We start from the raw sequence: 25230 nt of genomic DNA on the forward strand, positions 1-25230 counted from the left end.
ATGATCGAACTTAGTCACGAAGAAGAATTGCGTTATAACCGTCAAATTATTCTTAAAAGCGTAGATTTTGACGGGCAAGAAAAACTCAAAGCAAGCAAAATGCTGATCGTTGGACTTGGTGGCTTAGGCTGCTCGGCCAGCCAATATCTCGCAGCAGCAGGCGTTGGAAATTTAACACTGTTGGACTTCGACACAGTTTCGCTTTCGAATCTTCAACGCCAAGTCTTGCACTGCGATGCTCGCTTGAATATGCCCAAAGTGGAATCAGCTAAAATTGCACTCAAGCAAATCAATCCACATATAAACATCGAGACAATTAATGCGAAGCTAGACGAAGAAAAACTGGCTGAAATCATTCCGCACTTTGATATTGTTTTAGATTGTACAGACAATGTAGAAATCCGTAATCAGTTGGATCGTCAATGTTGTAATGCAAAAATTCCTCTTATTTCTGGCGCAGCAATTCGGATGGAAGGTCAGGTTTCCGTTTTCACTTATGAACCGAATACGCCTACTTATCGTGATCTCAGCAAATTATTTGGACAAAATATATTAAGCTGTGTGGAAGCTGGCGTGCTTGCACCAATCGTTGGCATTGTGGGCACGATTCAAGCCTTAGAAGCTATTAAAGTGCGGTTAAAAATCGGTAAGAATTTATGTGGACGCTTATTGATGATTGATGGTTTTTCGATGAATATCCGAGAAATTAAGCTTCCAACCAATATGGAATAAAACGCTTAAAAAGAGAAAAAATTTAACCGCACTTTTATTAACCATAACCTTTACGACAAAACACTATGACAACAGAAATTAAAAAACTTGATCCAGATACAGCCATTGATATTGCTTACGATATTTTCTTAGAAATGGCTGGAGAAAACTTAGATCCTGCTGATATTCTTTTATTCAACCTACAATTTGAAGAACGCGGTGGTGTGGAATTTGTTGAAACCGCTAATGATTGGGAAGAAGAAATTGGTGTACTGATTGATCCTGAAGAATACGCTGAAGTATGGGTGGGCTTAGTCAATGAGCAAGATGAAATGGATGATGTATTTGCTAAATTCTTAATTTCTCACCGAGAAGAAGATCGCGAATTTCACGTTATTTGGAAAAAGTAACGATAACGTAAAAATAGGGGAAATCATCTGATTTCCCTTTTTCTTTTCTATTAAAATTAACGCACTATTAAATTGGAAAACTCGAGAAAAAAACTAACAACAACGGCGGTAATAAATTTGTCACCATACCAAAAGAAATGGCGATAGGCGTTACTTCAATTCCGCCTGATTTTTGAATAATCGGCAATGTACAATCTAATGCCGTTGCGCCTGTAATTCCAATAGCTGTAGAACGATAATGTTGCATAAACAATGGAATTAAAAATAAGCTCAATATTTCACGCGATAAATCATTGAAAAAGGCAATACTCCCCTGCATTGGTCCCCAAGCATTTGTCAGCACGACGCTTGATAAAGAATACCAACCAAATCCCGATGAAAAGGCTAAACCTTGAGTAATCGGCATACTTAGAAAAAATGACGAAATAACACCACCGACTAAAGAACTTAGGGTAAAAATTGCCCCCATCATTAAACCTTGCTTATTTAATAAGACTTCTTTCAAGGAAATGCCGTTATTGCGAAGCTGAATCCCGACAAAAAAGATCAACGCAATAAGCACGTAAAGATTAGAGCCATTTGGGAAATGCAACCAATCATTGCACAGCCAACCTAAAACGATGCCAATAATTACCGCACTTAATAATTTAATTGAGTCCATTAACGAATGCCAACGAGATGGCAATTCTCCCTGTAAATAATTAACAGGCTTAGGCAAAGTGCAGTCATAAATAGCCAAACCTACGATATTACAAGTCAAAATAATAGCCGATAGTCCTAAAGCGGTCATACCAATAATTGGCAATTTTTGTTCTAAATGCTCGAGTTGCCCAAGCATAAATCCCATCATAAATAAAATGATGTAAAGCAATAACATCACAATTTTATTAATGAACGCCAACGCATTTTGATTCTGTATTTTGACTAAATAACCCAACATCATCGGCACAAGCACGATAAGCAATCCGTTAATAATTTCTTCCATTGTTTTCCTTTTTGTAGATCACTGCACTTTATTTAATTTTCAAAGATAATTTGAATAAATATTACAGTAAAAATAAAAATTACTTATACAAGCAATAAAATCATACTGCTTATAATATATATTTTTTATCAATCTACCAAATGCTCAATGTACAAACGCCAATCTTAGATACTTTGTATCTTTACTCTGTAAAAATGGAATATAAAAAGCGGCTTAAAAATAAGCCGCTTGTCATCGTTATTTTTCAGCAAACACTCGAATTTGCTCTGCCCCTAAATGCCCTGGCACAGTTTTCTTCACATTTAAATCAGCATCTAAAAATAGATTAAACGGATAACCTCGAACATGAACACGATCAATAATATCACCATTTTCATCTAGCAAGACTTTAATATTTTTATATTCTAGCCCTTTGTACCATTCAATAAAATCAGCAGGTGATTTTTCACCTTTATGACCTGGCGAAACAATGGTTATGACTTCAAATCCACGATCTTTTTCCGCACTTAAATCATCAATTTCAGCTAAGCCAGCCAAGCAAATTGGACACCAAGATGCCCACATTTTTACATACACAGGTTTGCCTTTATATTGGCTTAAAGTAACTGGCTGATTGTTTAAGTCTTTGAGTTGAACATCCGCCAAATTAGTTTGTGCAAAAGTGTTTAGGCTGAATGCCATTAAAAATATTGATAGTAGTTTTTTCATTGTTTTTTTCCTTTTATAGATTTCTTTTGTTGAGGTTATGTCTTACGAAAAATTATTCGTAATCAATAAAATGCCCATCACGATAATTAAAATTCCGCCACCGATTTTAAATTTGTCTAAGTGTTTATTTAACCCTTTGGCACGTTTTAGCAAGCTATCAGAGAAAAACGAAAACAGCACAAAAGGCGTTGCTAAACCAAGTACATAAACAAACATCATTGATGCACCGTAAAGTGCAGAGCCTTCATCGCCTGATAAAGCTAACACGGAAGCCAAAATCGGGCCAATACAAGGTGTCCAACCAAGACTAAACGTTAAACCAAGCACAAATGCCTCAAGTGCGGTCGATTTTCCTGATGTTTTGATTTCCACTAATTTCGTGCGTTCCAACAAACCAATTTTGAAAATGCCAAGTTGATGAATACCCAAAATAATCACGATAACGCCAGCGATAATGCGGGTAGTGTTACTAAATAAAATATTCCCTAAAAAACCAAAACTAAAGCCTAAACTGACAAATGTAAGGGAAAGCCCTAAAATAAATAAAAAAGTATTTAGGACTTTTTTACCGCCTTTACTCAAAATACCAAAATAAATTGGAATAATCGGGAAAATACAAGGCGAAAGAAAAGAAGCAAGCCCAGCTAAAAATACAGTTCCAATAAGGAGTTGTTGATCTAACATCCTGCATCTCCTTATTTTTTAATTGATTGAATCAAATATCCGTATCCTGCTTTTTCCATTTCAGCTAACGGAATAAATTTAATTGATGCGCTGTTAATGCAATAGCGCAAACCGCCTTTATCTTTCGGGCCGTCATCAAATACGTGACCTAAATGAGCATTGCCCGCACGGCTTAGCACTTCGGTACGTTGCATATTAAAACTATTATCTGTTTGATAATGCACTACCTCTTTTGCTATTGGTTTCGTAAAACTCGGCCAGCCACAACCCGATTCAAATTTATCATTAGAAGAAAATACTGGTTCGCCTGTTGTAATATCTACATAAATACCTGGTTGGAAATTATCCCAATATTCGTTACTAAAAGACCGTTCAGTATGTTTATTTTGAGTAACGGAATATTGCAACGGTGTCAATTTCGCTTTGAGTTCTGCATCACTCGGTTTCGGATAATCTTTCTCGTCAATCATAGGTTCATCTGCTTTGGTAATATCAATATGGCAATAACCATTTGGATTTTTCTTCAAATAATCCTGATGATATTCTTCTGCTACGATGTAATTTTTAAGCGGTTGCACCTCAATTTGCACTGGTTTTTTATATTTGGTTTGAAGCTGGGCGAGAGCTTGTTCAATCACCGCTTTATCTGCCCCATCTTGATAATAAATCCCTGTGCGATATTGTCTGCCACGATCGTTGCCTTGTTTATTTACGCTGGTTGGATCAATCACTTTAAAATAATATTGTAATAATTTATCGAGTGAAATTTGATTTGCATCGTAAGTGACTTTTACGGTTTCTGCATGATCGGTTACCCCAATCATCTGATAACTGGTTTTCTCCGTATTACCATTGGCATAGCCAGAAATCGCATCTTTCACGCCGTGAATACGCTCCATATATGCTTCCATACCCCAAAAACAGCCACCAGCAAGATAAATTTCACGAATGTTTTGCGTATTTTCCATTGCCATTTTTTGTTCTCCAGATGATGTTGAATTTTGTATTGCTAAAGTTGGTGTTGCACAGCAAAGTGCGGTAATAAATAGAAATGTTTTTGATAGTTTCATTGCTTTTCCTTATGATGTAAAAATTAACGTTACATAAGGTTAGACGGCGAAGAATTGGATTTCTTACAGATTTTTGTAAAATTTTTAAAGAAATTGACTAAAATTCATTGTTATAACCAATAATAAAGCGTTAAAACGCTAATTTTCTCCCTATTTTTTAAGGTAAAAAAGATATATATGCAATCACATTCCACTCCTTCGTTTTATCACAAAGCGATTAGTTTTATGGTATCAGCGTACTTTTCCATTACCTTGATGAATGTATTTGTCAAAACCGCCTCTCAAACAATCCCTGCAAGTGAAACCTTATTTTCACGCTTTTTAATCGGCTTGCTTTTCTTACTGCCTTTTGTGATTAAAGATCGCGACTTTAAAGTAGATACCCGCCAATGGAAGTTTTTAATCCTACGAAATGCCGCAGGTGTATCGAGTATGTTGATTAACTTTTATGTCGTGAAGTTCTTACCGCTTTCCATCGCGGCCTTATTGATGAATACCTCCGCCCTATTTATCCCGATTTTATTGCTCTTTTTCCATCAAAAAACACCGCTTAACGTGCTTTTGTGTAGCTTAATCGGCTTTCTTGGCGTTTCCATTATTTTACTCACCAATCACAATGGCAATATTGATCCTATTTATGTGCTGATTGGATTATCTGGTGCCATATTGGCAGGAATGGCATTTATTGGCTTACAAGAATTAAACAAATACAACACACCGAAAAATATCGTATTTTATTTTCATCTGATTGGCACACTCATGCTACCAATCTTCTTTATTCATCAATGGAAAATCCCTAATTTATACGAGCTTGGTTTATTGCTATTAGTGGGCGGATTTGGATTGATTTTCCAATTATTGCTCACTCGCGCTTTCAGATATGCGCCAGCCAATATCATTACCCCTTTTGCTTTCACTGGCGTGATTTTCTCTAGCGTTTTCGACTGGCTCTTTTGGCATCATACGCCTAATCTCTATTTTTGGTTCGGCGCAGTTATAATTGTGGGCGCAGTGAGTTTATTGGCGAAACTGAAGAAATAAAACCTTTGAGATTATAAAATGCCGTACGTATAAGTTAGAAATACCGCTATAAAGTGCGGTCAAAATAGCGGTGTTTTTTTAACACTTTCATCACTCTTAATGTGAATCTTTAAATTTCTTCGTCATCATACTTAAGGTTTTGCAATTTCTTTGAAAACGACGGCAATGAGGACAAGCTAATAAATGCATTTTTAAACCCATTTTTTCTTGCAGTTCTAATGGTCTCTCATGAGAATCAGAAATTATTCGAGTGGCTTGAATACAACGCATAATGTTCTCCTAAAGTTTTTTTGATAGACAATTTTGCAACTGCAAACGAGCTCGATAAAGTGTGGTATGCAAGTTGGAGGTGGTAAGCTGAGTTTCTTGACAAATTTCATCCGATGACAGCTCTAAAAACTCTCTCATCATAAAAATTTTGGCATGTTTAGCTGGTAAACAAGTCAGGCAAGTTTCGAAAATCAACCAAAACTCATCAGAATACACCGTTTCCTCTTCACCCTGTAATTCGCTCGGATAATATTCTATTTTCCAATGACCTGTATCATCAAAAAATGTATTGGTTGACTGTTCATCTTCAATTTCACTTTCTAATACAAAGCGTCCTTTCTGGCGAAGATAATCAATAATTTTATTTTTTAGAATGGCAAAAACCCAAGTTTTAAAAGCGGCTTGATGTTTAAAATTCGCTAGATTGTTAAATGCACTTAAAAATGCTTCTTGTACTAAATCCTCAGCAAGATCAGCATGGTGCAACTGTAACGTTGCAAATTTCAACATCTGCGTACGAATTTGTTGTAGTTCCGTATCAGAAATGGCATTCATTTTAATTCCTTTAAAATTTTTTGTAAGAAATGGAAGACTGTTTCGTCTAATTGCATGAAAGAAACAATTTCTTTCACTACTATTTTTACCACTCAAACAAGGAAATTTAAAATGAAAAATATTACATTAAAAAGCACAATCTTAGGTATGACTATGTTATTTGGTGCGACAACCGTTTATGCAGAAGAAATGAAATCTGATGCTATGCCAATGAAATCAGAACCCATGATGAATACCCCAATGAAAAAAATGATGAAATCAAATGACATGCAAATGCACTCTGACCACATGATGAAATCTGACAATATGATGAAGTCCGATGAAATGGACATGAAATCTGATATGAAAATGAAATCTGATAAAAAGATGAAATCAAATAAAAAAATGAAAATGACAAAAGAAAAAATGTAAAGAACAGTATGTAAAAGTGCGGTAAAAAATCTCAAAATTTTTTCACCGCACTTTATTCAAATTAAAACTACATATATAAAAATAAATTAGTCAATCCACTGTTTTTGCATTCTTTTATAGACTATATTCTTCTCAAGATTATTGTTAACTAAATAAGAATCCTCTTGTAATCGTTTAACAACCGATTCTGAAATAATTGGGTTTAGAGTCAATTCTTTTTTAACAGCATAATCAGAATCTCTAGATAGAATATCTACTATTTCATTCGACAAATCTTCTCGTTTAGCTAACTGAGCTCGAACGTTGTAATCTCCTTGTTCAATCAATAATTTCATCGTCTTTTCTGAAATACCTTGATTTCGTACCAATGCCATTAGTGTATCCTTATAATCTCTATACCCCAGAAAACGTTCACTTCCAATTAATATTTCAGCTACTTTATCAGAAATATTTTCACGTTTTGCTAATCGTATACTGATTCTAACATTGTATTTCTTTGCTAAAATATTAGAAAATTCTTCAGGAAGATTAAGATTCTCAGCCAAACCGTTTTTCACTGGTAAAACTATTCTCTCCGAATATGAATTATCATCTGTTTTATAGCTATAATCCTCTTTCATAAGATACTCCATAATTTCCTTAGAAATTTTTGGGTTTGAGGCTAAATTCCTTCTAACATCACTATCATTATCAGAAGCTAATATTTTAGAAACTTCTTCTGTAATACTTAGGTTTGAGGCTAAATTACTTCTGACATGCCAAGCATTATCAGAAACTAATATTTTAGAAATTTCTTCTGTAATACTTGGGTTTGAGGCTAAATTACTTCTAACATTACTATCATTATCAGAAGCTAATATTTTAGAAACTTCTTCTGTAATACTTGAGTTTGAGGCTAAATTACTTCTAACACGCCAAGCATTATCAGAAACTAATATTTTAGAAACTTCTTCTGTAATACTTGGGTTTGAGGCTAAACCTGCTCTAACATTATCATCATCCGATGATAAAATATTCATAATTTCTGTTGAAACATTTGGACTAGCAGCTAACTTCATTCTTACATGATAATTGCTATCTTCTGATAAAGGTCCCTCAATATTCTTTAAAAGATATTGTTTCAATATTAATTCTTCTTTTACTGACGAATTAGGATCTTTAGCCAAGGTTACTTTACATGTTTCCGAAATACTTATATTAGCTGCTAAAATCATTCTAACATTGTCATCACTATCTATAGCAAGAATATTAGCTACATCATTTGAAATATGCTTAATTTGAGCTAATCCTTTTCTAACCTCTATGGTCTGATCTTTAGCTAATTTTATTGCAACATCTTGCGCAAGATTAGAATTTTGAGTTAATAAGTAACGAATATACCAATATTCATCATTTGCCAAATTTTCAGAGGCTTTAGGGGAGATATTTAAGTGTTGTGCTACACTCTTTTTAATTTCCCAATCATCGTATTTAGAAAGTATTTCTGTTGTTTTTCCTGAAATATTTTGATTATCAGCTAAAACTCTTCTCACTTTAAGATTATTATGCTCAGCTAATTTTTCAGAGATTTCTGGTAAAATATTTTTGTACTCTGCTAATAATTGACTTGCATAATCTCCACCGTGTTTTAACACTGCTTGCTGATTTTCTAATAAATCCATATCATTATTTTTAAATAAATCATCAACTCGAGACAATGTAGAATCATATTCGGTCAATTTATCTAATGCTAAAGCAATCGATACATTTTTATTAGAATATATAGCATTTAATAATTTATTATCAGTTAAATTTGAAGATAATTGAGCATCTAATACTTGTTTTGAACAATTTATATTTTTGAAAACAGCTTCACGAACCTCAAAAACTTCATCAGTTGATAGTTCTTCAAGAATTTCTTCCGTTACATTTTCATCATTGGCTACTTTCAATCTAATCATATAATTCGGATCTTTTGCCATTTTTACCATTTGAGCAATATTTAGCCCATCATTCTCAGACGCTGGCGATAAATACAATTCATCAAATTTTTTCTCATATTCACCAACTTTATCTTTTAATGTTTTACGTAATGGTGTGGTATTACGAATCGCCTCTAATAATAACTCTTGAGTAAGTTCCCCTTGCTGAATAAAGGCTTTTTTTACCGCTTCAAAAATCGCATTTTCAATATCAGCACCCGCATAGTCTCGACATTCTTTGGCTAAGTCCTCAATATCAAATTGGCTTGCATCTTGTTTTGCTTTGACAAGATGAATTTCAATAATTTTCTTCCGCTCTTTTTTGGTTGGAAAGCCAACATAGAAAATTTCATCAAAACGCCCTTTGCGTAATAATTCTGGCGGAAGTGCAGTAATATCATTGGCAGTGGCGATAATAAATACTGGTGCAGTTTTCTCTTGTAGCCAAGTTAAGAAATAACCCAATAGACGAGAGCTGACTTCGGAGGCGTTGTTGCCACTCATTCCCACAAAAGCTTTTTCGAGTTCATCTACCCATAACACGCACGGGCTAATACTCTCCGCCATTACTAACGCTTTTCGCATATTGGTTTCACTTTCACCCACATATTTACCAAGCAACGAGCCAATATCTAAACGCAACAAAGGTTGTTGGAATAATGCTGCAGCCGCTTTTGCGGTCAATGATTTGCCGCAACCTGGCATCCCTGCAATTAATGTCCCTTTTGGAGCTTTCACACCAAACTCTTTTGCAGCTTGAAGATTTTTGACAATATAGCTTTGATCTTGCAACCACGCTTTGAGCTTTTCTAAACCACCGATATCCTCAATTTCTTCATTCACTTTCACCATTTCCAACACACCACTTTTCGCAATAATTTGCTCTTTTTGCTGTTGAATTTCAGCAAGAATGACTTTTTCATTTTCTACGGTTAATTCACCATATTTATTTTTGAGTAAATTTAATAATTGCTGAATATCTAATTCATTTAAACCAGAAAGTGCGGTAGTTAATCGATCTGTTAATTCATTAGCAATTTTTTCTTGTTTTAACACTGCTTGTATTTGGTTTTGGTCTGGTAATGGCAATTCTAAAAGGGTCACAAGAGGTTCAATTTCATTAGGCAAATACACATCGGCAGATTGTAAAATTACCGCACATTCGCCTTTATAAAAATTTAGCTGATCTAGTAGGTATTTTAAACGAGCTAATGCCACAGAGTTATTTTCCAAACCAAGTTTGGCATCTTTAATTAAAATTAAGTTATTTTCTAAATCTTCATGGCGAAGATGATTAAAAATCTTCTCAAAACTCGTTAGACTGTCATCAATAATTTCTTTGTTTTCAAACTTTACTCTTCCATAAGCTAAATTATATTCGATAACATTAAAATTAAGCTGTTCAGCAACTTCACTCGTTAATTTATCGACACGAGCTAATTCAGTCGTTTTTAAATAAAAGGCAGTGTATCCTGCTTGTATATAATCAATAATTTGTTGTGTTAAATTTTGTTTTGTCATATTTTTCACTCTAAAGAAAATTACCAACTGAATAAACTGCTGATTCCACTTACGATAGAACTAACTACGCTTTCGGCTGCACTAGAAACCGAAGAAACAAATGATTTTGCTGTATCTTTCACTGTATCAATCACTTTATCCGCTACTTTCTTGGCTGTTTCTGCCACAGGTTTAACAACTTTATCACTGACCCAACCGCCAACTTTTTCACCAAGAAAACCGCCAACTACGCTACCGATAGCCGTACCAACAGGACCAGCTAATGAACCGACTGTAGCTCCTATCTTAGCACCTAATTTTGCTCCATTTTTACGCAAGAAAAGGTCGGCTTTCTGTTCTAAATTAGTAATCGTTTGAGCAACAACAAATTTTGCTTTCTCTGCTGCCACATCAGTCGCCTTTAGTACACCTCGCTCAACCCGATCAAATAAGCGAACGTCATCCCAACCATTAGCAACACTCAAAGTTAAATCTTGCACGCGACTTAATACACTCCCTGCTTTGCCTACAACTTTTTCTAGTTTATCTAAGCCTGCAAAAGCATCTTTAATCCAACCTTTTTTAGCAGAAACCACCACGCCGCCCGAAACAGCAATTTGTACACCTTTATTTTCAGCAGTATCCACAGCACTACTAATAATTTTTTGTAATTCTTCTCCGTGAGACAAATTTTTCTTGCCTAAAAAAGAATTTACTAAACGTGAACCTACACTTTTTAATCCCCAGCCCATCAAATTTAATTGAGCATTTAATTTAGCTCGTTTAATCGTTTTCTGATTGAGTGCTTCATCCTCCATAGGTAAGGATATTTCTTGCCCAGTCAAAAAGCCAAAGTAATTACGATTTGCATCAGATAATGCATTATCTACTTCTTGAGCAAGTTCAGTTGAATTAAGTTGATATTCTTCAGCTAAAGTATCAATTTTCTTTTGATAAAAATTTTCAATAGTTTTACGTTTATTGAGATGTTTCTCTAACTCCACCTGATTTACAGTTAAACGTTCAATCGTATTGATAATAGTGTTAGCTGTCTCTATTTTTTCTTGCTCGCTTTCCCAAATATCTGGATATTGATCAAAACGGAATGTAAGCCATTGTTCAATCGGCTGATGACGACCATTAAGCAGATAATCATCTAAGAACGCATTAATAGTTTGAAAGGTATTTTTCTTCGCTTCATCATTCGTAAAAAGTGCATTTTCGGCTTGTTCTGCCAACGCCATTTGTGTTTTATCTTGTTTAAGATTATTGAAAAGCTGATCGATTTGTTGATCTTGCATAATTATTTCCTCAATTCTTAGTTATATAAAAGTGCGGTGAAAATCTCAAAAATTTTTCACCGCACTTTATTGAAACAGAGTTTACATCACCACCACATCAAACTGTTCTTGGTTATAAAACTGTTCTGTTTTTACTTTTACTCGTTTTCCAATAAACATTTCCACTTCTGGCAGCAAACCGTGAGATTCTTCATTAATAAGATATTCGGAAACTGCTGGAGAGGCATAAACAACAAATTGTTCACTACTGAATAAGTGATAAACCCGAATAATTTCACGCATAATTTCGTAGCAAACTGTCTCAACAGTTTTCACCCGACCGCGTCCATGGCAAGTTGGGCATTCATCACATAGCACATGCTCAAGGCTTTCACGAGTTCTCTTACGGGTCATTTCTACAAGGCCTAATTGCGTAAAGCCATTCACATTGGTTTTCACGCGATCTTTAGAAAGCGCATCACATAAAGATTCTAGTACTCGATTGCGGTGTTCATCTGTTTGCATATCAATAAAATCAATAATGATAATGCCACCAAGATTACGTAGTTGGAGTTGCTGAGCAATGGCTTTAGTAGCTTCAATATTAGTATTGAAGATGGTTTCTTCTAGATTACGATGCCCCACAAATGCGCCAGTATTAATATCAATAGTGGTCATCGCTTCTGTTTGCTCGATAATCAAATAGCCACCCGATTTTAGATTAACACGTTTATCTAGCGCTGTTTGGATCGCATTTTCAACCCCATACACATCAAAGATAGGTTGATTGCCAGAATAAAGAACAAGTTTATCGCTTAGTTCAGGCATAAATTCATCGGTAAATTCTTTCACTTCGCCAAAGCAAAGTTTAGAGTCGATACGAATTCTCTCTAAGTTCGCGCCGATAAAATCACGCAAAATACGTTGTGGAAGCGCTGGCTCGCCGTAAATTTTTGATTTGGTTGGATATTTAGATTTACGCTCTAAGACTTTACGCCATAAGCGTTTTAAAAATTCAGCATCTTGACGTAATTCTTCTTCGCTTGCCCCTTCTGTTGCGGTGCGAATAATGAAACCGCCGAGGGCATCACAAAAAGGTTCAACTAATGCTTTTAAACGGGCACGTTCCTCTTCGCTTTCAATGCGTTGTGAAACGCCTACGTGGCTATTTTCTGGCATAAAAACAAGATGACGCGATGGCAATGTGATGTCTGTTGTTAGACGTGCGCCTTTTGTACCTAGGGGATCTTTTACCACTTGTACAACAATATCCTGCCCTTCGCGTACTAGTTCTGAAATGCTCTTAACTTTAAATTGCTTTTGTTCATTTTCATCTACACATTCTGTGTGGGATACAATGTCAGCAGCGTGTAAAAAAGCCGCTTTTTCCAAACCAATATCAACAAAAGCAGACTGCATTCCAGGTAGCACTCGAGTTACACGACCTTTATAAATATTTCCGACAATTCCTCGTTTAGCTTGGCGTTCAATATGCACTTCGCGCAACATTCCTGTTTCTACTAGCGCAATGCGTGTTTCGTTAGGCGTTACGTTCATCAATAACTCTACAGCATCCATTTTATATTCCTAATTTCTTAAATTTCATCAAATATTTAGTCTAAATAGAATAATAGCCCGAAATAAGGTAAAATGCACCCTTTCTGAAATTTTCAACCCATTTTGGACTTATTAAATGTTTGGATTCGACCCAACTCTTGTTACTTTTACTATTTATATTTTCGGGATGTTGCTGATTGGCGTACTCGCCTATTATTACACGAATAATTTATCAGATTACATTCTCGGTGGACGTCGTTTAGGCAGCTTTGTCACGGCAATGTCTGCTGGTGCTTCAGATATGTCTGGTTGGCTTTTAATGGGCTTACCTGGTGCGGTATATTTATCAGGCTTAGTTGAAGGCTGGATTGCTATCGGCTTAACGCTTGGCGCTTATTTTAACTGGCTTCTGGTGGCTGGTCGTTTACGTGTTTATACTGAATTAAATAATAATGCCCTCACTCTTCCAGAATATTTTCACAATCGTTTTGGTTCATCACACAAATTATTAAAACTTGTTTCTGCCACCATTATTTTAGTGTTTTTTACTATTTATTGTGCTTCGGGTGTCGTGGCAGGTGCAAAATTATTCCAAAATTTATTTTCAGTCGAATATTCCACCGCACTTTGGTACGGAGCATTAGCCACCATTCTTTACACTTTTATCGGTGGTTTTTTAGCAGTAAGTTGGACAGATACCATTCAAGCAACTCTTATGATTTTTGCGCTACTTTTAACGCCTATATTTGTGTTATTAAGCATTGGTGATACCGCTCAATTTTCCGCGGTATTAGCGCAAGCTGAAGCGGCTGCCAATAAAGATTTTACAGATTTATTTACTGCCACTACGCCACTTGGTCTATTAAGCCTTGCTGCTTGGGGATTGGGATATTTTGGGCAACCACATATTTTAGCGCGTTTTATGGCGGCTTATTCTGTCAAATCACTTATCAAAGCTCGTCGCATTAGCATGACATGGATGGTGCTTTGCTTAGGTGGAGCAATCGGTATTGGCTTCTTCGCGATTCCTTATTTCTTTGCCAATCCAAACATTGCAGGCACAGTCAATAATGAACCGGAACAAGTATTTATTGAACTCGCTAAACTTTTGTTTAATCCTTGGATCGCGGGTATATTACTTTCAGCTATTTTAGCTGCAGTAATGAGTACATTAAGTGCGCAATTGTTAATTTCTTCTAGCTCAATCACAGAAGATTTCTACAAAGGTTTTATTCGCCCTAACGCATCTGAAAAAGAGCTCGTATGGCTTGGAAGAATTATGGTGTTAGTTATTGCCGCACTTGCTATCTGGATCGCACAAGATGAAAACAGCAAAGTATTAAAACTTGTCGAATTTGCTTGGGCTGGTTTTGGTAGTGCATTTGGCCCCGTTGTACTTTTCTCTCTTTTCTGGAAACGAATGACATCATCGGGCGCGATGGCAGGTATGCTTGTAGGCGCAGTGACTGTATTTACTTGGAAAGAAGTTGTTCCAGCTGATACCGATTGGTTTAAAGTATATGAAATGATCCCAGGTTTTGCTTTCGGTAGCCTTGCAATTATTGTTGTCTCATTGCTTTCCAGCAAACCTGAACAAAATGTTCTAGATACCTTTGACAAAGCAGAAAAGGCCTATAAGGAAGCAAAATGATCGACTTTCGCCCTTTTTATCAACAAATTGCGACTACAAATTTATCAGACTGGTTAGAGACCTTACCACTCCAATTAAAAGAATGGGAAACTCAAACTCATAGCGATTATACAAAATGGAGCAAAATTGTTGATTTCCTACCTGATTTACATGCTGATGAAATCGATCTCAAAAGTGCGGTGAAATCTGACCGCACTTCTCCCCTTTCAGAAGGTGAAAAACAACGAATTATCCATCATTTAAAACAATTAATGCCATGGCGAAAGGGGCCTTATCATCTTTTCGGTATTCATGTAGATTGTGAATGGCGTTCAGATTTTAAATGGGATCGTGTTCTTCCTCATTTAGCACCGCTGCAAGGTCGCACTATTTTAGATGTAGGTTGTGGCAGCGGTTATCATATGTGGAGAATGATAGGCGAAGGCGCAAAAATGGTCGTCGGGATTGATCCTACCGAGCTTTTCCTTTGCCAATTTGAAGCCGTACGCAAGCTGCTTAATAATGATCGTCGAGCAAATCTTATCCCGCTTGGTATTGAGCAAATGCAACCATTAGCGGCATTTGACACTGTATTTTCCATGGGCGTACTCTATCATCGTAAATCCCCATTAGATCACTTAAGCCAGTTGAAAAATCAATTGGTAAAAGGTGGTGAATTGGTATTAGAAACGTTAGTGGTGGATGGCGATGTAAATACTGTACTCGTACCGACAGATCGCTATGCGAAAATGAAAAATGTTTATTTTATCCCCTCTGTCGCCGCACTAATTAACTGGCTAGAAAAAGTTGGCTTTACCAACGTACGTTGTGTGGATGTGGCGACAACTACATTCGAAGAACAGCGTAAAACTGATTGGTTAGAAAATGAAAGCCTGATTGATTTTTTAGATCCAAATAACCACAGTAAAACCATTGAAGGTTATCAAGCACCGAAAAGAGCGGTCATTTTAGCGAACAAATAAAAAAGGGAAATCATTCCCTTTTTTATTTTTAATCAAGACTCTTTCATACTTACAATGAATGATACTCTAATTTCACCGATGTTAATGTAGAGAGTAGCGCTTCAGCCATCATTTTATGACTTAGTTTTAATGCTTTTTCAACCATCACAATTCGCTCGATATCACTCAATTTTTTATCATTTAAATACGCAAAATTAAGTGCAGTTTGCAACGCTGGCAAACTCGGATTAAATGCGGCATTTTCTGCATAGCGTCCTGTCACCACATCACCATTTTTAAATAAAATCGCAATGCCATGCGGGCTATTTGAATAAGGACAATGAGATTGATTTGCCGCCAAAATAGCTTGATTAACCAAATCATCTTGGTGATCAGCAATTAAATCATGATTTTCTTCCGCTAAAAGATGAGTCGCAATATCGAGATCATTCGGTCCAAAAGCATCAGGTAAATAAGAATGTAACGGATTATTTTGGCTATGTGGTAAATGAATTGAAATTTTTTCAGCGCCATGCAATTCATTCATAAATTGACGACAATGCCCGCACGGCGTGTAATTAACAACCATGTCTGAAATACGACGTTCATTACGCAACCATGCGTGAGAAATTGCACTTTGCTCTGCATGAATCGTTTGCTGAATGGCTGAATTAGAAAATTCTTGATTCGCACCAAAATAAAAATTACCTTGTTCACCAATAGCAATTGCCCCCACATTAAAATGAGAAATAGCTGTATGGCTATAACTCGCCGCAATCGGCAACAAATGCATAGCTAATTTTAATGGCGTAAGTTCAAAATCACGACAAAGCTGCTCCACTTGGGAACAATTTAAAAAACCAGCCCAATTTTGCAAACGAATTTCATCAACAATAGCTTGATTGAGTGCATCATCTTGTGGCAATGCGTGCTTAATAAGTTCTTGCATAAGACATCCTTAAAATATTAAAAATTATAACTGCACTTATTAAAGCAAAATTTACTGTTAGCCGCGACCCTTTACTAAAGTATTCCTTATAACTGTGATCCTGATCACTTATTTTGATAGCTTAAATTTATTACAATTTATTAACATATAGTCATAAACTATCAATTTTATTGAATAGAACAATTTCACAGCAAATTCTAGAAACGTATAATACCCGTATCAAAGGCAGGGCATTAGCTCTATTATTTTCAACTAGAAAAAGGAAATTATTATGTCAAAAACATCTATCGGATTAGACAAAGTTCAATCAGCAGAATTAGCCAATAAACTTAACGAATTACTTGCAACCTACCAAGTATTCTATACTAACGTTCGTGGTTACCACTGGAACATTAAAGGTGTAAATTTCTTTGCATTACACGCAAAATTTGAAGAAATCTACACAGATTTAATCACCAAAGTTGATGAAGTGGCTGAACGTATTTTAACTTTAGGTTACACACCAAATAATGCATATAGTCAATACTTAAAAGTATCTCGTATTAAAGAAGATATCGCAGTAAGTGGCGCACAAGAATGTTTATCAGGTACATTACAAGGTTTAAAAACATTACTTGAACAACAACGTGAAATTCTTGCTCTTGCAGGCGATGCTGATGACGAAGGTACCGCATCACAAATGAGTGACTACATTAAAGAACAAGAAAAATTGGTATGGATGTTCCAAGCAGCTTGCCAAACTTGCCATGCTTAATGGGTAAATTTCAACTCTAACGAAAACTAACCTGTAATCTATCTAACTCTAAAAAAGTTAGGCTAAATTAATACAAGGACTAAGTTCTATGTTCTAGAATTTGGTCCTTTTAATTAAGTAGACTTAACCAAATTTCCTCTCTATTTTTAACATAAATTAGTTATTTTTCTTAAAACACTTAAAAAAATATTAATTAGGCTTGACTTATTTCTCATGTACTAGTTTAATAGTACAAAAGTTTCCAAAAGGATATCAATATGCAAACTCAAGCCTTTATTGCGGTGACAGCTCAACCCGTTCCTTATTATGCTGACACCACCGCTATTTTTAATACACTTTGCCAACCTAATTCAAATTCTCTCCTACTCGACTCAGCCGAAATCGGGAGTAAAAACAGTTTACAAAGCCTTATCTTAGTCAATTCTGCGGTTAAAATAACGTGCTTAGGTCACGACGTCACATTTAAAGCATTAAATGAGAATGGAAAACAAGTTTTAAAAGAAATTCATCCAAAATTAACCGCACTTGGAAAAATAAGTGCGGTCAATTTTGATGATGAATTTTCTGTACAATTTTCGCCACTTGATAATCAACTCGATGAAGATAGTAAATTACAATCTTCCACTATTTTTGACGGACTGCGTGTTATTTCTACTCTTTATCAACATAGCCAAACACCTATTTTCTTAGGCGGATTATTTGCTTACGATCTCGTCGCAAATTTCATTCCAATGGATGGCATTACATTAAAACATGATGGTATCAACTGCCCTGATTACAGTTTCTATCTTGCCGAACACCTCATTACTATCGATCATCAAAATCAACAAGCGACACTCAAAAGTTTCTGTTTTGCTCAAGAAGAACAAGTCAATATTGCGAAGACCTCGCTTTCTATTGCGCAAAAACTAAAAAATATTGATAACGTTCTTTCTATTAAAGCGGCAAGTGATGAAGTTAAAACAAACTTTGACGATCCTGAATTTACTGGCATTGTGAAAGCCTTAAAACACCATATTAACATTGGTGATGTATTCCAAATTGTGCCTTCTCGCCGTTTCTCCTTGGCTTGCCCAAATACATTAGCCAGTTACGCCCAACTCAAACAAAATAATCCAAGCCCTTATATGTTCTATATGAATGATGAAGACTTTATTTTATTTGGTGCATCGCCAGAAAGTGCGCTGAAATATGAGCCAGAAAATCGTCAGTTAGAAATTTACCCAATCGCAGGTTCACGCCCTCGTGGTTTTGATGCTCACGGCAACATTGATCCTGAATTGGATGCTCGTTTAGAACTAGAACTTCGCCTTGATCACAAAGAACAAGCGGAACATTTAATGTTGGTTGATTTAGCGCGTAACGATATTGCTCGAGTTTGCCAAAGCGGCACCCGTAAAGTGGCAGAATTAATGCAAGTGGATCGCTATTCTCACATCATGCATTTGGTATCTCGTGTAGTGGGTAAATTACGCCCTGAGTTAGATGCGCTTCACGCCTATCAAGCCTGTATGAATATGGGCACATTAACTGGTGCGCCAAAAATTAAAGCGATGCAGCTTATTTATCAATTTGAGCAACAAAAACGCCATAGTTACGGTGGTGCGGTGGGTTATCTCACGTCCGATGGACATTTTGATACCTGTATCGTGATCCGTTCTGCTTTCGTACAAAATGGGATAGCTCATGTACAGGCAGGTTGCGGTGAAGTATTGGATTCAGATCCACAAATGGAAGCCGATGAAACACGCCACAAAGCCGCGGCTGTCTTAAAAGCAATTCGTCAAGTTAATACACAAGCAAAATAAGGAAGAATTATTATGGCTAATATTTTATTTTTAGATAACTTCGATTCCTTTACTTACAATCTTGTGGATCAATTCCGTGTATTGGGTCACAACGTGACAATTTACCGCAATGATTGCGATTTAGAAAAACTAGTAGAAACGGCACTTAATACACCAGATACCATTCTTGCACTTTCTCCAGGACCAGGAACACCATCAGAAGCAGGGATTCTACTACCATTGATCGAACGCTTAAAAAATCATGTTCCGATTATTGGAATTTGTTTAGGTCATCAAGCATTAATTCAAGCCTTTGGTGGTAAGGTTGTTCACGCTGGCGAAGTGTTGCATGGTAAAGTTTCTCGTATCACCCATGATAACGAAGCCATGTTTAAATATCTTGCTAATCCAATGCCTGTGGCGCGTTATCATTCTTTAATGGGACAAGATTTACCAAAAGAATTTATCGTCAATGCGGAATATAATGGCATTATCATGGCAATTCGTCATCGCGATTTACCCATTTGCGCATTCCAATTTCACCCTGAAAGTATTTTAACTGTGCAAGGTTCGCAATTATTACAACAATCAATTGAATGGTTGTTAAATAGATAAGACATCAAAAAGTGCGGTGATTTTTAACCGCACTTTAAAGGAGAAAAAATGATCACCGTATTCGGACTTAAATCCAAACTCGAACCACGTCGTGAACAACTGGCAGAAGTCATTTATAACAGCCTATATCTTGGCTTAGATATTCCAAAAGGTAAACACGCAATTCGCTTTTTATGTTTAGAAAAAGACGATTTTTACTACCCTTTTGATCGTAGCGATGATTACACGGTCATCGAAATTAACCTGATGGCTGGTCGTATGGAAGGCACAAAAAAACGCTTGATAAAAATGCTATTTAGCGAATTGGAGTATAAGCTCGGCATCCGTGCTCACGATGTGGAAATTACGATTAAAGAACAACCTGCGCATTGCTGGGGTTTCCGAGGAATGACAGGCGATGAAGCGCGCGATTTAGATTACGATATTTATGTTTAATAAAATATAGAAAATTAACAAATCCATATATAAAGAAAAACAGGAATAGACTATGCAACACAACCAATTATTAGAACAACTTTATAGCGGACATTCACTTTCAACCTCAGAAAGCACCGCACTTTTTAATGCAGTCATCCAAGGTGAACTTTCCAATGAACAAATTGCTGCAATGCTTATCGCTTTAAAAGTGCGGGGAGCAAATACTGAGGAAATTACGGGTGCGGTTGCCGCATCATTACAAAATGCTAAAGCATTCCCACATCCAAATTACTCTTTTGCGGATATTGTGGGAACAGGTGGTGATGGACAAAATACCATTAATATTTCCACCGCCAGTGCGATTGTGGCAGCATCAATGGGAGCCAAAGTAGCAAAACATGGCAATCGTAGCGTGTCGAGTAAATCAGGTGCTAGCGATGTGTTAACGGCACTTGGCGTTAATGTGAATGTCACACCAGAGCAAGCTCGACAAGCATTAGATGAAATTGGTGTCTGCTTTTTATTTGCTCAACAATATCATTCTGGTTTCCGCCATGTTGCGCCAGTCCGTGCAGCTTTAAAAACGCGCACTATCTTTAATATTTTAGGTCCGCTTATCAATCCTGCTCGCCCAACTTATCATTTACTTGGTGTATATGCGTCTGAATTAGTGAAAACCTATGCTGAAACTTCGGTTGCCTTAGGGCATCAACATTCCTTTGTTGTACATGGTTCTGGCTTAGATGAAGTCGCATTACACGGCGAAACACAAGTGGCAGAAATTAAAAGTGGCAAAATTGAATATTTCACTTTAACGCCAGAAGATTTTGGCTTAAAAGCGCAATCCCTTGAAACTCTTCGCGGTGGTGAACCACAAGAAAATTCCCAAATGCTCACCGCACTTTTACAAGGCAAAGGAAAAGCTGAACACGCAAATGCTGTCGCAGCAAACACGGCATTATTATTGAAATTATTCGGGCATGATGACTTAAAACAAAATGTGCAAAATGTATTGGCGCACCTTGCATCAGGTAAAGCCTTTGAAACATTACAGAAATTAACCACATATTAATAAAAAGCTAATTTAATACGCCATAATAAGAAGAAAAATGATGATCACTCAAGATTTTACCAAACCCATTGATTCCGCTACGGTGTTACAAAAAATTGTACTTGATAAAGCACAATGGGTTAAAGCAAAGGAAGCTGAATTTCCGCTTTCTCAGTTTAAACAAAACGTTCAAAAATCTGACCGCTCTTTTTACTCAGCGTTAGAAAAAGGCACGCATCAAAAGCCAGCCTATATTTTGGAATGTAAAAAAGCCTCCCCTTCCAAGGGATTAATTCGTGCTGAATTTAATTTGGAAGATATCGCCAATGTCTATAAACACTATGCCTCTGCTGTATCTGTGCTAACTGACGAAAAATACTTCCAAGGTAATTTTGAGTTCTTGCCTTTAGTTCGCGCTATCGTGAGCCAACCTGTGCTTTGCAAAGATTTTATGATTAGCGAATATCAAGTTTACCTTGCACGCTACTATCAAGCGGATGCAATTTTATTAATGCTTTCTGTGGTAAACGATGAGACTTATCGTGTGCTGGCAGATCTTGCGCATTCTCTTGGTATGGGCGTATTGACAGAAACTAGTAATGAAGAAGAATTTGAACGCGCCCTTGCGCTTGGTGCGAAAATTATTGGTGTTAATAACCGTAACTTGCACGATTTAACTGTGGATTTAAATCGTGTTGTTGAACTCACTGAAAAATATTCCGACCGTATCCCTACTGATGTACGTATTATTAGCGAATCAGGCATTTACAACCACAAGCAAATTCGTCAATTACAAAAGGTGGCGCATGGTTTCTTAATTGGGAGTAGCTTAATGGGCAACCAAGATTTGAATAATGCGGTTCGCTCGGTGATTTTTGGAGAAAATAAAGTATGCGGTTTAACACGCGCGCAAGATGTCAAAATCGTTTACGAAAACGGCGCACTTTACGGCGGATTAATCTTCGCCGAACATTCAAAACGTTGTGTGAGTTTACGCCAGGCACAAGAATTGGTAACCACTGCTCCACTTCGATTTGTTGGTGTGTTTCAGAATCAAGAAATTGACTTTATCGCAAAAATAGCCAGTCAGTTGCAACTTTATGCGGTGCAATTACACGGTGCAGAAAATGAAGCATTTATTACCGCACTTCGTCAGCAACTACCAAAAAACACGCAGATCTGGAAAGCGATTTCGGTCAATACTGAAGCCCAAAGTGCGGTCAATTTTACTGATGATTTGAATGTGGATCGTTATATTTTTGACAGCAAAACAGCGAACCAACAAGGTGGCACAGGAAAAACTTTTGATTGGTCATTAATTCCTGAACATCTTAAACATAAGATTATTTTAGCCGGAGGCATCTCACCAAATAATGTGGAGCAAGCCATTCAACAAAATTGCTTAGGCTTAGATCTTAATTCTGGCGTAGAGAGTGCTGCGGGCGTAAAAGATGAAGAAAAAGTGCGGTTAGTTTTTGAAAAAATTTTTAACTCGTTCTAGAATTTTTCGTTTAAGCACCACTGAATTTCAGTAGTGCTTTATTTTTAATATTATTTTTGTTCAAGTAAGGCGATTATTTTTTTCAGTGATGCAATTTCATCAGATTGTTTTTGGAGAAGCTCATCTTTATGCATAATAATCAAATTCAGTTTTTCAATCACAAAATCGTTACCACTACTTTTACCGTAATAATTAGAACTTAAGTTGCTATGCTCATTAATCAAAAATATATTTTGCTGATCTGAAGAAAGCAGTTCTACAATGTCCAAATTAAAAATCTGTGCAATCTGCTCTAACTTATCTAGACGCAATTTTGTTTCTCCACGTTCAATCTTCGCATAGCCATTAACCGACATATTCATCTTCGTTGCCATATCTTCTTGTGACCAGGCATTTTGTTCACGTATTGTACGAATTTTTTGATTAAGATTCATTTTAGCTTTTACCCAATTTGATGTTTTTCACCACAAAAAGGCGAAATAATTCTCCCTTTTATTGGTGGAGGTTAATTGGTGCCTAGTATATCATTTCTTCATCTTATAACCAATACGATTAAATAAAAGGCTTAATAAACAACATATTAAGGAATGCAAAATGAAAAAGTTAGTACCTAGTATTATTTTAACTACAATCGCATCCACAGTATTATCTGGCTGTGTTCAATTTGTTCCTTATGAAGGGAAATCTTTAAATCCTGAAGCAAGAGGAATTACAACAGTACGTTCAACTCCCTACGGTTGTAAAGTGTTAGGTGAGGCGGAAGGCAAGGAAACAACTAATTCAGATACCCCATATACTCCAGGCTCAGTTACTCGGGAAACCTTGAGAGATAGTGCACTCAATGATCTTAGAAATAATGCTGCAGAGGCAATTGGTAAAGGAAAAAGAATTACATTACGAATTGTTGAAGAACTACCAACTTGTAGAAATCGTTGCCCATTAGATGAAGAAGGCTATGCAATAGAAAGCCATATTACTGGCTATAGAATCAGCGCACAAATTTTTGAATGTGGTGATAAAGATATCCAAGAAAATACATCCGCTCGACCTCAAAAGAAAAAATAACATAATAAGGCTGCGCAACATTGCAGCCTTTTTTCTTTCCTAAAAATAAACAAACAAGAATCCTTCTCATCTAAAATAACATTCCGTTCACAATCTGGACATATTTTTGCTATAAATTCTTCATTTCATGATTATGATCAAATTTTTTTTGAAGAAAACATTTATCATTGGCCAATTCCCACAATAAATGTGTGTCTTTGGAGTGATACTATGAATAATCCAGATGGCGTTTTTTCTGCGTTGGCAGATGTTTCTCGCCGAGATTTTATGAAATTATGTACCGCACTTGCGGCTACGATGGGGCTAAATTCTAAAGCGGGCGCAGAAATGACGGCAGCAATGACCAGTCCAGCACGCCCACCAGTGCTTTGGATTGGTGCGCAAGAATGTACTGGCTGTACCGAATCTTTACTGCGTGCAACCCACCCAACTGTTGAAAATCTCGTGCTCGATTTAATTTCCCTAGAATATCATGAGGTGCTTTCTGCCGCATTTGGTGAACAAGCGGAAGAAAATAAACATAATGCTATCCATAATTATTACGGCAAATATGTGCTTGTAGTGGATGGTTCCATTCCAATTAAAGACGGCGGTGTGTACTGCATGGTGGCAGGCAAACCAATTGTGGAACATATTCGTGAAGCCGCAAAAGGTGCCGCAGCCATTATTGCAATTGGATCCTGCTCATCTTGGGGTGGTGTTCCATCTTGCGGTGGCAACCCAACAGGTGCAGTCAGTCTTTCTGAAGTTTTACCAAAAGGCACACCAATTATTAACATTCCAGGTTGTCCTCCTAACCCACATAATTTCTTGGCAACCGTTGCCTATATCATCACTTATAAAAAATTACCGGCAATGGATAAATTAAATCGTCCATTGTTTGCTTATGACCGTCTAATTCATGAAAACTGTTATCGCCGACCGCACTTTGATGCAGGCCGTTTCGCAAAAGAATTTGGCGATTATGGTCATCGCCATGGCTGGTGTTTATATCATTTAGGTTGTAAAGGACCCGAAACTTACGGCAACTGCTCTACACTAGAATTCTGTGATGTTGGTGGCAATAACTGGCCTGTGGGTATCGGACATCCTTGCTATGGCTGTAACGATCAAGGTATCGGCTTTACCAAAGGCATTTTCCAATTAGCGAACGTCGAAAATCCAACGCCACGCGTGGAAAAACCAGATGTAAACAATGTTGAAGGCGAAGGTGCCTCAATGACGGCGATTGGCTTATTAGGCGGTGCTGCAGCCATTTTAGCAGGTGTCAGCGTGATGACCTTGAAAGAATTGAGCAAACAACATAAAGCGAACAAAGCAGCAGACAAACAAGCCAATCAAGATCAAGGACATTAA

The 25230-nt window shown here is 36.7% G+C and carries 25 protein-coding genes; 14 read left to right on the forward strand and 11 right to left on the reverse strand.

Annotated features, from left to right (window positions below; genetic code table 11):
- Positions 1-732: a molybdopterin-synthase adenylyltransferase MoeB gene (moeB, locus tag HMPREF9096_RS05200; RefSeq protein WP_009500301.1), complete on the forward strand. Its 732-nt coding sequence runs from the start codon at positions 1-3 to the stop codon at positions 730-732.
- A gap of 65 nt (positions 733-797) precedes the next feature.
- Positions 798-1121: an HI1450 family dsDNA-mimic protein gene (locus HMPREF9096_RS05195; RefSeq protein ID WP_009500302.1), complete on the forward strand. Its 324-nt coding sequence runs from the start codon at positions 798-800 to the stop codon at positions 1119-1121.
- A 67-nt stretch (positions 1122-1188) separates the two neighbouring features.
- On the opposite strand, the gene HMPREF9096_RS09310 is transcribed toward HMPREF9096_RS05195, so the two are convergent.
- The 4 genes from HMPREF9096_RS09310 to msrAB all read right to left on the reverse strand — a co-directional run bounded on the left by HMPREF9096_RS09310 (position 1189) and on the right by msrAB (position 4568).
- The gene (locus tag HMPREF9096_RS09310; protein WP_009500303.1) at positions 1189-2106 is read right to left on the reverse strand and encodes a lysine exporter LysO family protein; all 918 of its coding nucleotides are present in this window, start codon (positions 2104-2106) and stop codon (positions 1189-1191) included.
- Between the two features lie 237 nt (positions 2107-2343).
- Positions 2344-2814, reverse strand: a complete 471-nt coding sequence (locus HMPREF9096_RS05185) for a redoxin family protein (RefSeq protein ID WP_009500304.1) — start codon at positions 2812-2814, stop codon at positions 2344-2346.
- A 42-nt stretch (positions 2815-2856) separates the two neighbouring features.
- Positions 2857-3498: a cytochrome c biogenesis protein CcdA gene (locus tag HMPREF9096_RS05180; protein ID WP_005628783.1), complete on the reverse strand. Its 642-nt coding sequence runs from the start codon at positions 3496-3498 to the stop codon at positions 2857-2859.
- Positions 3499-3509: 11 nt separating this feature from the next.
- A complete protein-coding gene (gene msrAB / locus HMPREF9096_RS05175; protein WP_009500305.1) occupies positions 3510-4568 on the reverse strand; it encodes a bifunctional peptide-methionine (S)-S-oxide reductase MsrA/peptide-methionine (R)-S-oxide reductase MsrB in 1059 nt (352 codons plus the stop codon).
- Positions 4569-4745: 177 nt separating this feature from the next.
- Between msrAB and HMPREF9096_RS05170 the strand changes: the two genes are divergently transcribed.
- On the forward strand, positions 4746-5609 hold the full coding sequence (locus HMPREF9096_RS05170) for a DMT family transporter (protein WP_032803352.1): 864 nt from the start codon (positions 4746-4748) through the stop codon (positions 5607-5609).
- Between the two features lie 96 nt (positions 5610-5705).
- On the opposite strand, the gene HMPREF9096_RS05165 is transcribed toward HMPREF9096_RS05170, so the two are convergent.
- Both HMPREF9096_RS05165 and HMPREF9096_RS05160 read right to left on the reverse strand, forming a co-directional pair.
- The gene (locus HMPREF9096_RS05165; protein ID WP_009500307.1) at positions 5706-5879 is read right to left on the reverse strand and encodes a zf-HC2 domain-containing protein; all 174 of its coding nucleotides are present in this window, start codon (positions 5877-5879) and stop codon (positions 5706-5708) included.
- Positions 5880-5888: 9 nt separating this feature from the next.
- A complete protein-coding gene (locus tag HMPREF9096_RS05160) occupies positions 5889-6434 on the reverse strand; it encodes a sigma-70 family RNA polymerase sigma factor (RefSeq protein WP_009500308.1) in 546 nt (181 codons plus the stop codon).
- 111 nt (positions 6435-6545) lie between these two features.
- On the opposite strand from HMPREF9096_RS05160, the gene HMPREF9096_RS05155 reads away from it, so the two are divergent.
- Complete coding sequence (locus HMPREF9096_RS05155) at positions 6546-6845, forward strand: hypothetical protein (RefSeq protein WP_032803353.1); 300 nt, start codon at positions 6546-6548, stop codon at positions 6843-6845.
- Positions 6846-6931: 86 nt separating this feature from the next.
- On the opposite strand, the gene HMPREF9096_RS09390 is transcribed toward HMPREF9096_RS05155, so the two are convergent.
- The 3 genes from HMPREF9096_RS09390 to rng form a co-directional block, all read right to left on the reverse strand.
- The gene (locus tag HMPREF9096_RS09390; RefSeq protein ID WP_009500310.1) at positions 6932-10327 is read right to left on the reverse strand and encodes an AAA family ATPase; all 3396 of its coding nucleotides are present in this window, start codon (positions 10325-10327) and stop codon (positions 6932-6934) included.
- 20 nt (positions 10328-10347) lie between these two features.
- Positions 10348-11607, reverse strand: a complete 1260-nt coding sequence (locus HMPREF9096_RS05150; RefSeq protein WP_009500311.1) for a glycine zipper domain-containing protein — start codon at positions 11605-11607, stop codon at positions 10348-10350.
- Positions 11608-11688: 81 nt separating this feature from the next.
- Entirely contained in the window at positions 11689-13164 is a 1476-nt protein-coding gene (gene rng, locus HMPREF9096_RS05145; RefSeq protein ID WP_009500312.1) for a ribonuclease G, read from the reverse strand.
- A gap of 115 nt (positions 13165-13279) precedes the next feature.
- Between rng and putP the strand changes: the two genes are divergently transcribed.
- Positions 13280-14794, forward strand: a complete 1515-nt coding sequence (putP, locus tag HMPREF9096_RS05140) for a sodium/proline symporter PutP (RefSeq protein ID WP_009500313.1) — start codon at positions 13280-13282, stop codon at positions 14792-14794.
- On the forward strand, positions 14791-15756 hold the full coding sequence (cmoB, locus tag HMPREF9096_RS05135) for a tRNA 5-methoxyuridine(34)/uridine 5-oxyacetic acid(34) synthase CmoB (RefSeq protein ID WP_009500314.1): 966 nt from the start codon (positions 14791-14793) through the stop codon (positions 15754-15756). Before putP ends, cmoB begins: the two co-directional genes overlap by 4 nt.
- 49 nt (positions 15757-15805) lie before the next feature.
- Here cmoB and cdd read toward each other — a convergent pair whose 3' ends face one another.
- The gene (gene cdd, locus HMPREF9096_RS05130; RefSeq protein WP_009500315.1) at positions 15806-16684 is read right to left on the reverse strand and encodes a cytidine deaminase; all 879 of its coding nucleotides are present in this window, start codon (positions 16682-16684) and stop codon (positions 15806-15808) included.
- A 271-nt stretch (positions 16685-16955) separates the two neighbouring features.
- On the opposite strand from cdd, the gene HMPREF9096_RS05125 reads away from it, so the two are divergent.
- The 6 genes from HMPREF9096_RS05125 to trpCF all read left to right on the forward strand — a co-directional run bounded on the left by HMPREF9096_RS05125 (position 16956) and on the right by trpCF (position 22809).
- Positions 16956-17438 carry a Dps family protein gene (locus tag HMPREF9096_RS05125; RefSeq protein ID WP_005638566.1) on the forward strand — a complete coding sequence of 161 codons (483 nt, stop codon included), beginning with the start codon at positions 16956-16958 and terminating at the stop codon, positions 17436-17438.
- Between the two features lie 257 nt (positions 17439-17695).
- Positions 17696-19246 (forward strand): anthranilate synthase component I, encoded by a 1551-nt coding sequence (trpE, locus tag HMPREF9096_RS05120; protein ID WP_009500316.1) that lies wholly within the window; start codon positions 17696-17698, stop codon positions 19244-19246.
- Between the two features lie 12 nt (positions 19247-19258).
- Entirely contained in the window at positions 19259-19840 is a 582-nt protein-coding gene (locus HMPREF9096_RS05115) for an aminodeoxychorismate/anthranilate synthase component II (RefSeq protein WP_009500317.1), read from the forward strand.
- Between the two features lie 48 nt (positions 19841-19888).
- Entirely contained in the window at positions 19889-20275 is a 387-nt protein-coding gene (locus HMPREF9096_RS05110; RefSeq protein ID WP_009500318.1) for a tautomerase family protein, read from the forward strand.
- Positions 20276-20327: 52 nt separating this feature from the next.
- Positions 20328-21329 carry an anthranilate phosphoribosyltransferase gene (trpD, locus tag HMPREF9096_RS05105; protein ID WP_009500319.1) on the forward strand — a complete coding sequence of 334 codons (1002 nt, stop codon included), beginning with the start codon at positions 20328-20330 and terminating at the stop codon, positions 21327-21329.
- A gap of 40 nt (positions 21330-21369) precedes the next feature.
- Positions 21370-22809: a bifunctional indole-3-glycerol-phosphate synthase TrpC/phosphoribosylanthranilate isomerase TrpF gene (gene trpCF / locus HMPREF9096_RS05100; RefSeq protein WP_032803359.1), complete on the forward strand. Its 1440-nt coding sequence runs from the start codon at positions 21370-21372 to the stop codon at positions 22807-22809.
- Positions 22810-22859: 50 nt separating this feature from the next.
- Here the strand turns inward: trpCF and HMPREF9096_RS05095 are convergent, their stop codons facing one another.
- On the reverse strand, positions 22860-23243 hold the full coding sequence (locus HMPREF9096_RS05095) for a helix-turn-helix domain-containing protein (RefSeq protein ID WP_009500321.1): 384 nt from the start codon (positions 23241-23243) through the stop codon (positions 22860-22862).
- Between the two features lie 160 nt (positions 23244-23403).
- On the opposite strand from HMPREF9096_RS05095, the gene HMPREF9096_RS05090 reads away from it, so the two are divergent.
- Positions 23404-23874: a hypothetical protein gene (locus HMPREF9096_RS05090; RefSeq protein ID WP_009500322.1), complete on the forward strand. Its 471-nt coding sequence runs from the start codon at positions 23404-23406 to the stop codon at positions 23872-23874.
- Between the two features lie 210 nt (positions 23875-24084).
- Positions 24085-25230 carry a hydrogenase 2 small subunit gene (gene hybO / locus HMPREF9096_RS05085; protein WP_009500323.1) on the forward strand — a complete coding sequence of 382 codons (1146 nt, stop codon included), beginning with the start codon at positions 24085-24087 and terminating at the stop codon, positions 25228-25230.

The sequence above is a fragment of the Haemophilus sp. oral taxon 851 str. F0397 genome (genome assembly GCF_000242295.1).
Classification (GTDB): Bacteria; Pseudomonadota; Gammaproteobacteria; order Enterobacterales; family Pasteurellaceae; genus Haemophilus.

Bases quoted from the DNA above. Each gene is read 5' to 3' on its own strand.
- HMPREF9096_RS05185 (WP_009500304.1), bottom strand. From the start codon at position 2,814: ATGAAAAAACTACTATCAATATTTTTAATGGCATTCAGCCTAAACACT.
- HMPREF9096_RS05150 (WP_009500311.1), bottom strand. From the start codon at position 11,607: ATGCAAGATCAACAAATCGATCAGCTTTTCAATAATCTTAAACAAGAT.
- HMPREF9096_RS09310 (WP_009500303.1), bottom strand. From the start codon at position 2,106: ATGGAAGAAATTATTAACGGATTGCTTATCGTGCTTGTGCCGATGATG.
- HMPREF9096_RS05110 (WP_009500318.1), top strand. From the start codon at position 19,889: ATGATCACCGTATTCGGACTTAAATCCAAACTCGAACCACGTCGTGAA.
- HMPREF9096_RS05155 (WP_032803353.1), top strand. From the start codon at position 6,546: ATGAAAAATATTACATTAAAAAGCACAATCTTAGGTATGACTATGTTA.
- trpCF (WP_032803359.1), top strand. From the start codon at position 21,370: ATGATCACTCAAGATTTTACCAAACCCATTGATTCCGCTACGGTGTTA.
- HMPREF9096_RS05170 (WP_032803352.1), top strand. From the start codon at position 4,746: ATGCAATCACATTCCACTCCTTCGTTTTATCACAAAGCGATTAGTTTT.
- trpD (WP_009500319.1), top strand. From the start codon at position 20,328: ATGCAACACAACCAATTATTAGAACAACTTTATAGCGGACATTCACTT.
- HMPREF9096_RS05195 (WP_009500302.1), top strand. From the start codon at position 798: ATGACAACAGAAATTAAAAAACTTGATCCAGATACAGCCATTGATATT.
- moeB (WP_009500301.1), top strand. From the start codon at position 1: ATGATCGAACTTAGTCACGAAGAAGAATTGCGTTATAACCGTCAAATT.
- cdd (WP_009500315.1), bottom strand. From the start codon at position 16,684: ATGCAAGAACTTATTAAGCACGCATTGCCACAAGATGATGCACTCAAT.
- cmoB (WP_009500314.1), top strand. From the start codon at position 14,791: ATGATCGACTTTCGCCCTTTTTATCAACAAATTGCGACTACAAATTTA.
- HMPREF9096_RS05125 (WP_005638566.1), top strand. From the start codon at position 16,956: ATGTCAAAAACATCTATCGGATTAGACAAAGTTCAATCAGCAGAATTA.
- putP (WP_009500313.1), top strand. From the start codon at position 13,280: ATGTTTGGATTCGACCCAACTCTTGTTACTTTTACTATTTATATTTTC.
- rng (WP_009500312.1), bottom strand. From the start codon at position 13,164: ATGGATGCTGTAGAGTTATTGATGAACGTAACGCCTAACGAAACACGC.
- HMPREF9096_RS05160 (WP_009500308.1), bottom strand. From the start codon at position 6,434: ATGAATGCCATTTCTGATACGGAACTACAACAAATTCGTACGCAGATG.
- msrAB (WP_009500305.1), bottom strand. From the start codon at position 4,568: ATGAAACTATCAAAAACATTTCTATTTATTACCGCACTTTGCTGTGCA.
- trpE (WP_009500316.1), top strand. From the start codon at position 17,696: ATGCAAACTCAAGCCTTTATTGCGGTGACAGCTCAACCCGTTCCTTAT.
- HMPREF9096_RS05090 (WP_009500322.1), top strand. From the start codon at position 23,404: ATGAAAAAGTTAGTACCTAGTATTATTTTAACTACAATCGCATCCACA.
- HMPREF9096_RS05165 (WP_009500307.1), bottom strand. From the start codon at position 5,879: ATGCGTTGTATTCAAGCCACTCGAATAATTTCTGATTCTCATGAGAGA.
- HMPREF9096_RS09390 (WP_009500310.1), bottom strand. From the start codon at position 10,327: ATGACAAAACAAAATTTAACACAACAAATTATTGATTATATACAAGCA.
- HMPREF9096_RS05095 (WP_009500321.1), bottom strand. From the start codon at position 23,243: ATGAATCTTAATCAAAAAATTCGTACAATACGTGAACAAAATGCCTGG.
- hybO (WP_009500323.1), top strand. From the start codon at position 24,085: ATGAATAATCCAGATGGCGTTTTTTCTGCGTTGGCAGATGTTTCTCGC.
- HMPREF9096_RS05180 (WP_005628783.1), bottom strand. From the start codon at position 3,498: ATGTTAGATCAACAACTCCTTATTGGAACTGTATTTTTAGCTGGGCTT.
- HMPREF9096_RS05115 (WP_009500317.1), top strand. From the start codon at position 19,259: ATGGCTAATATTTTATTTTTAGATAACTTCGATTCCTTTACTTACAAT.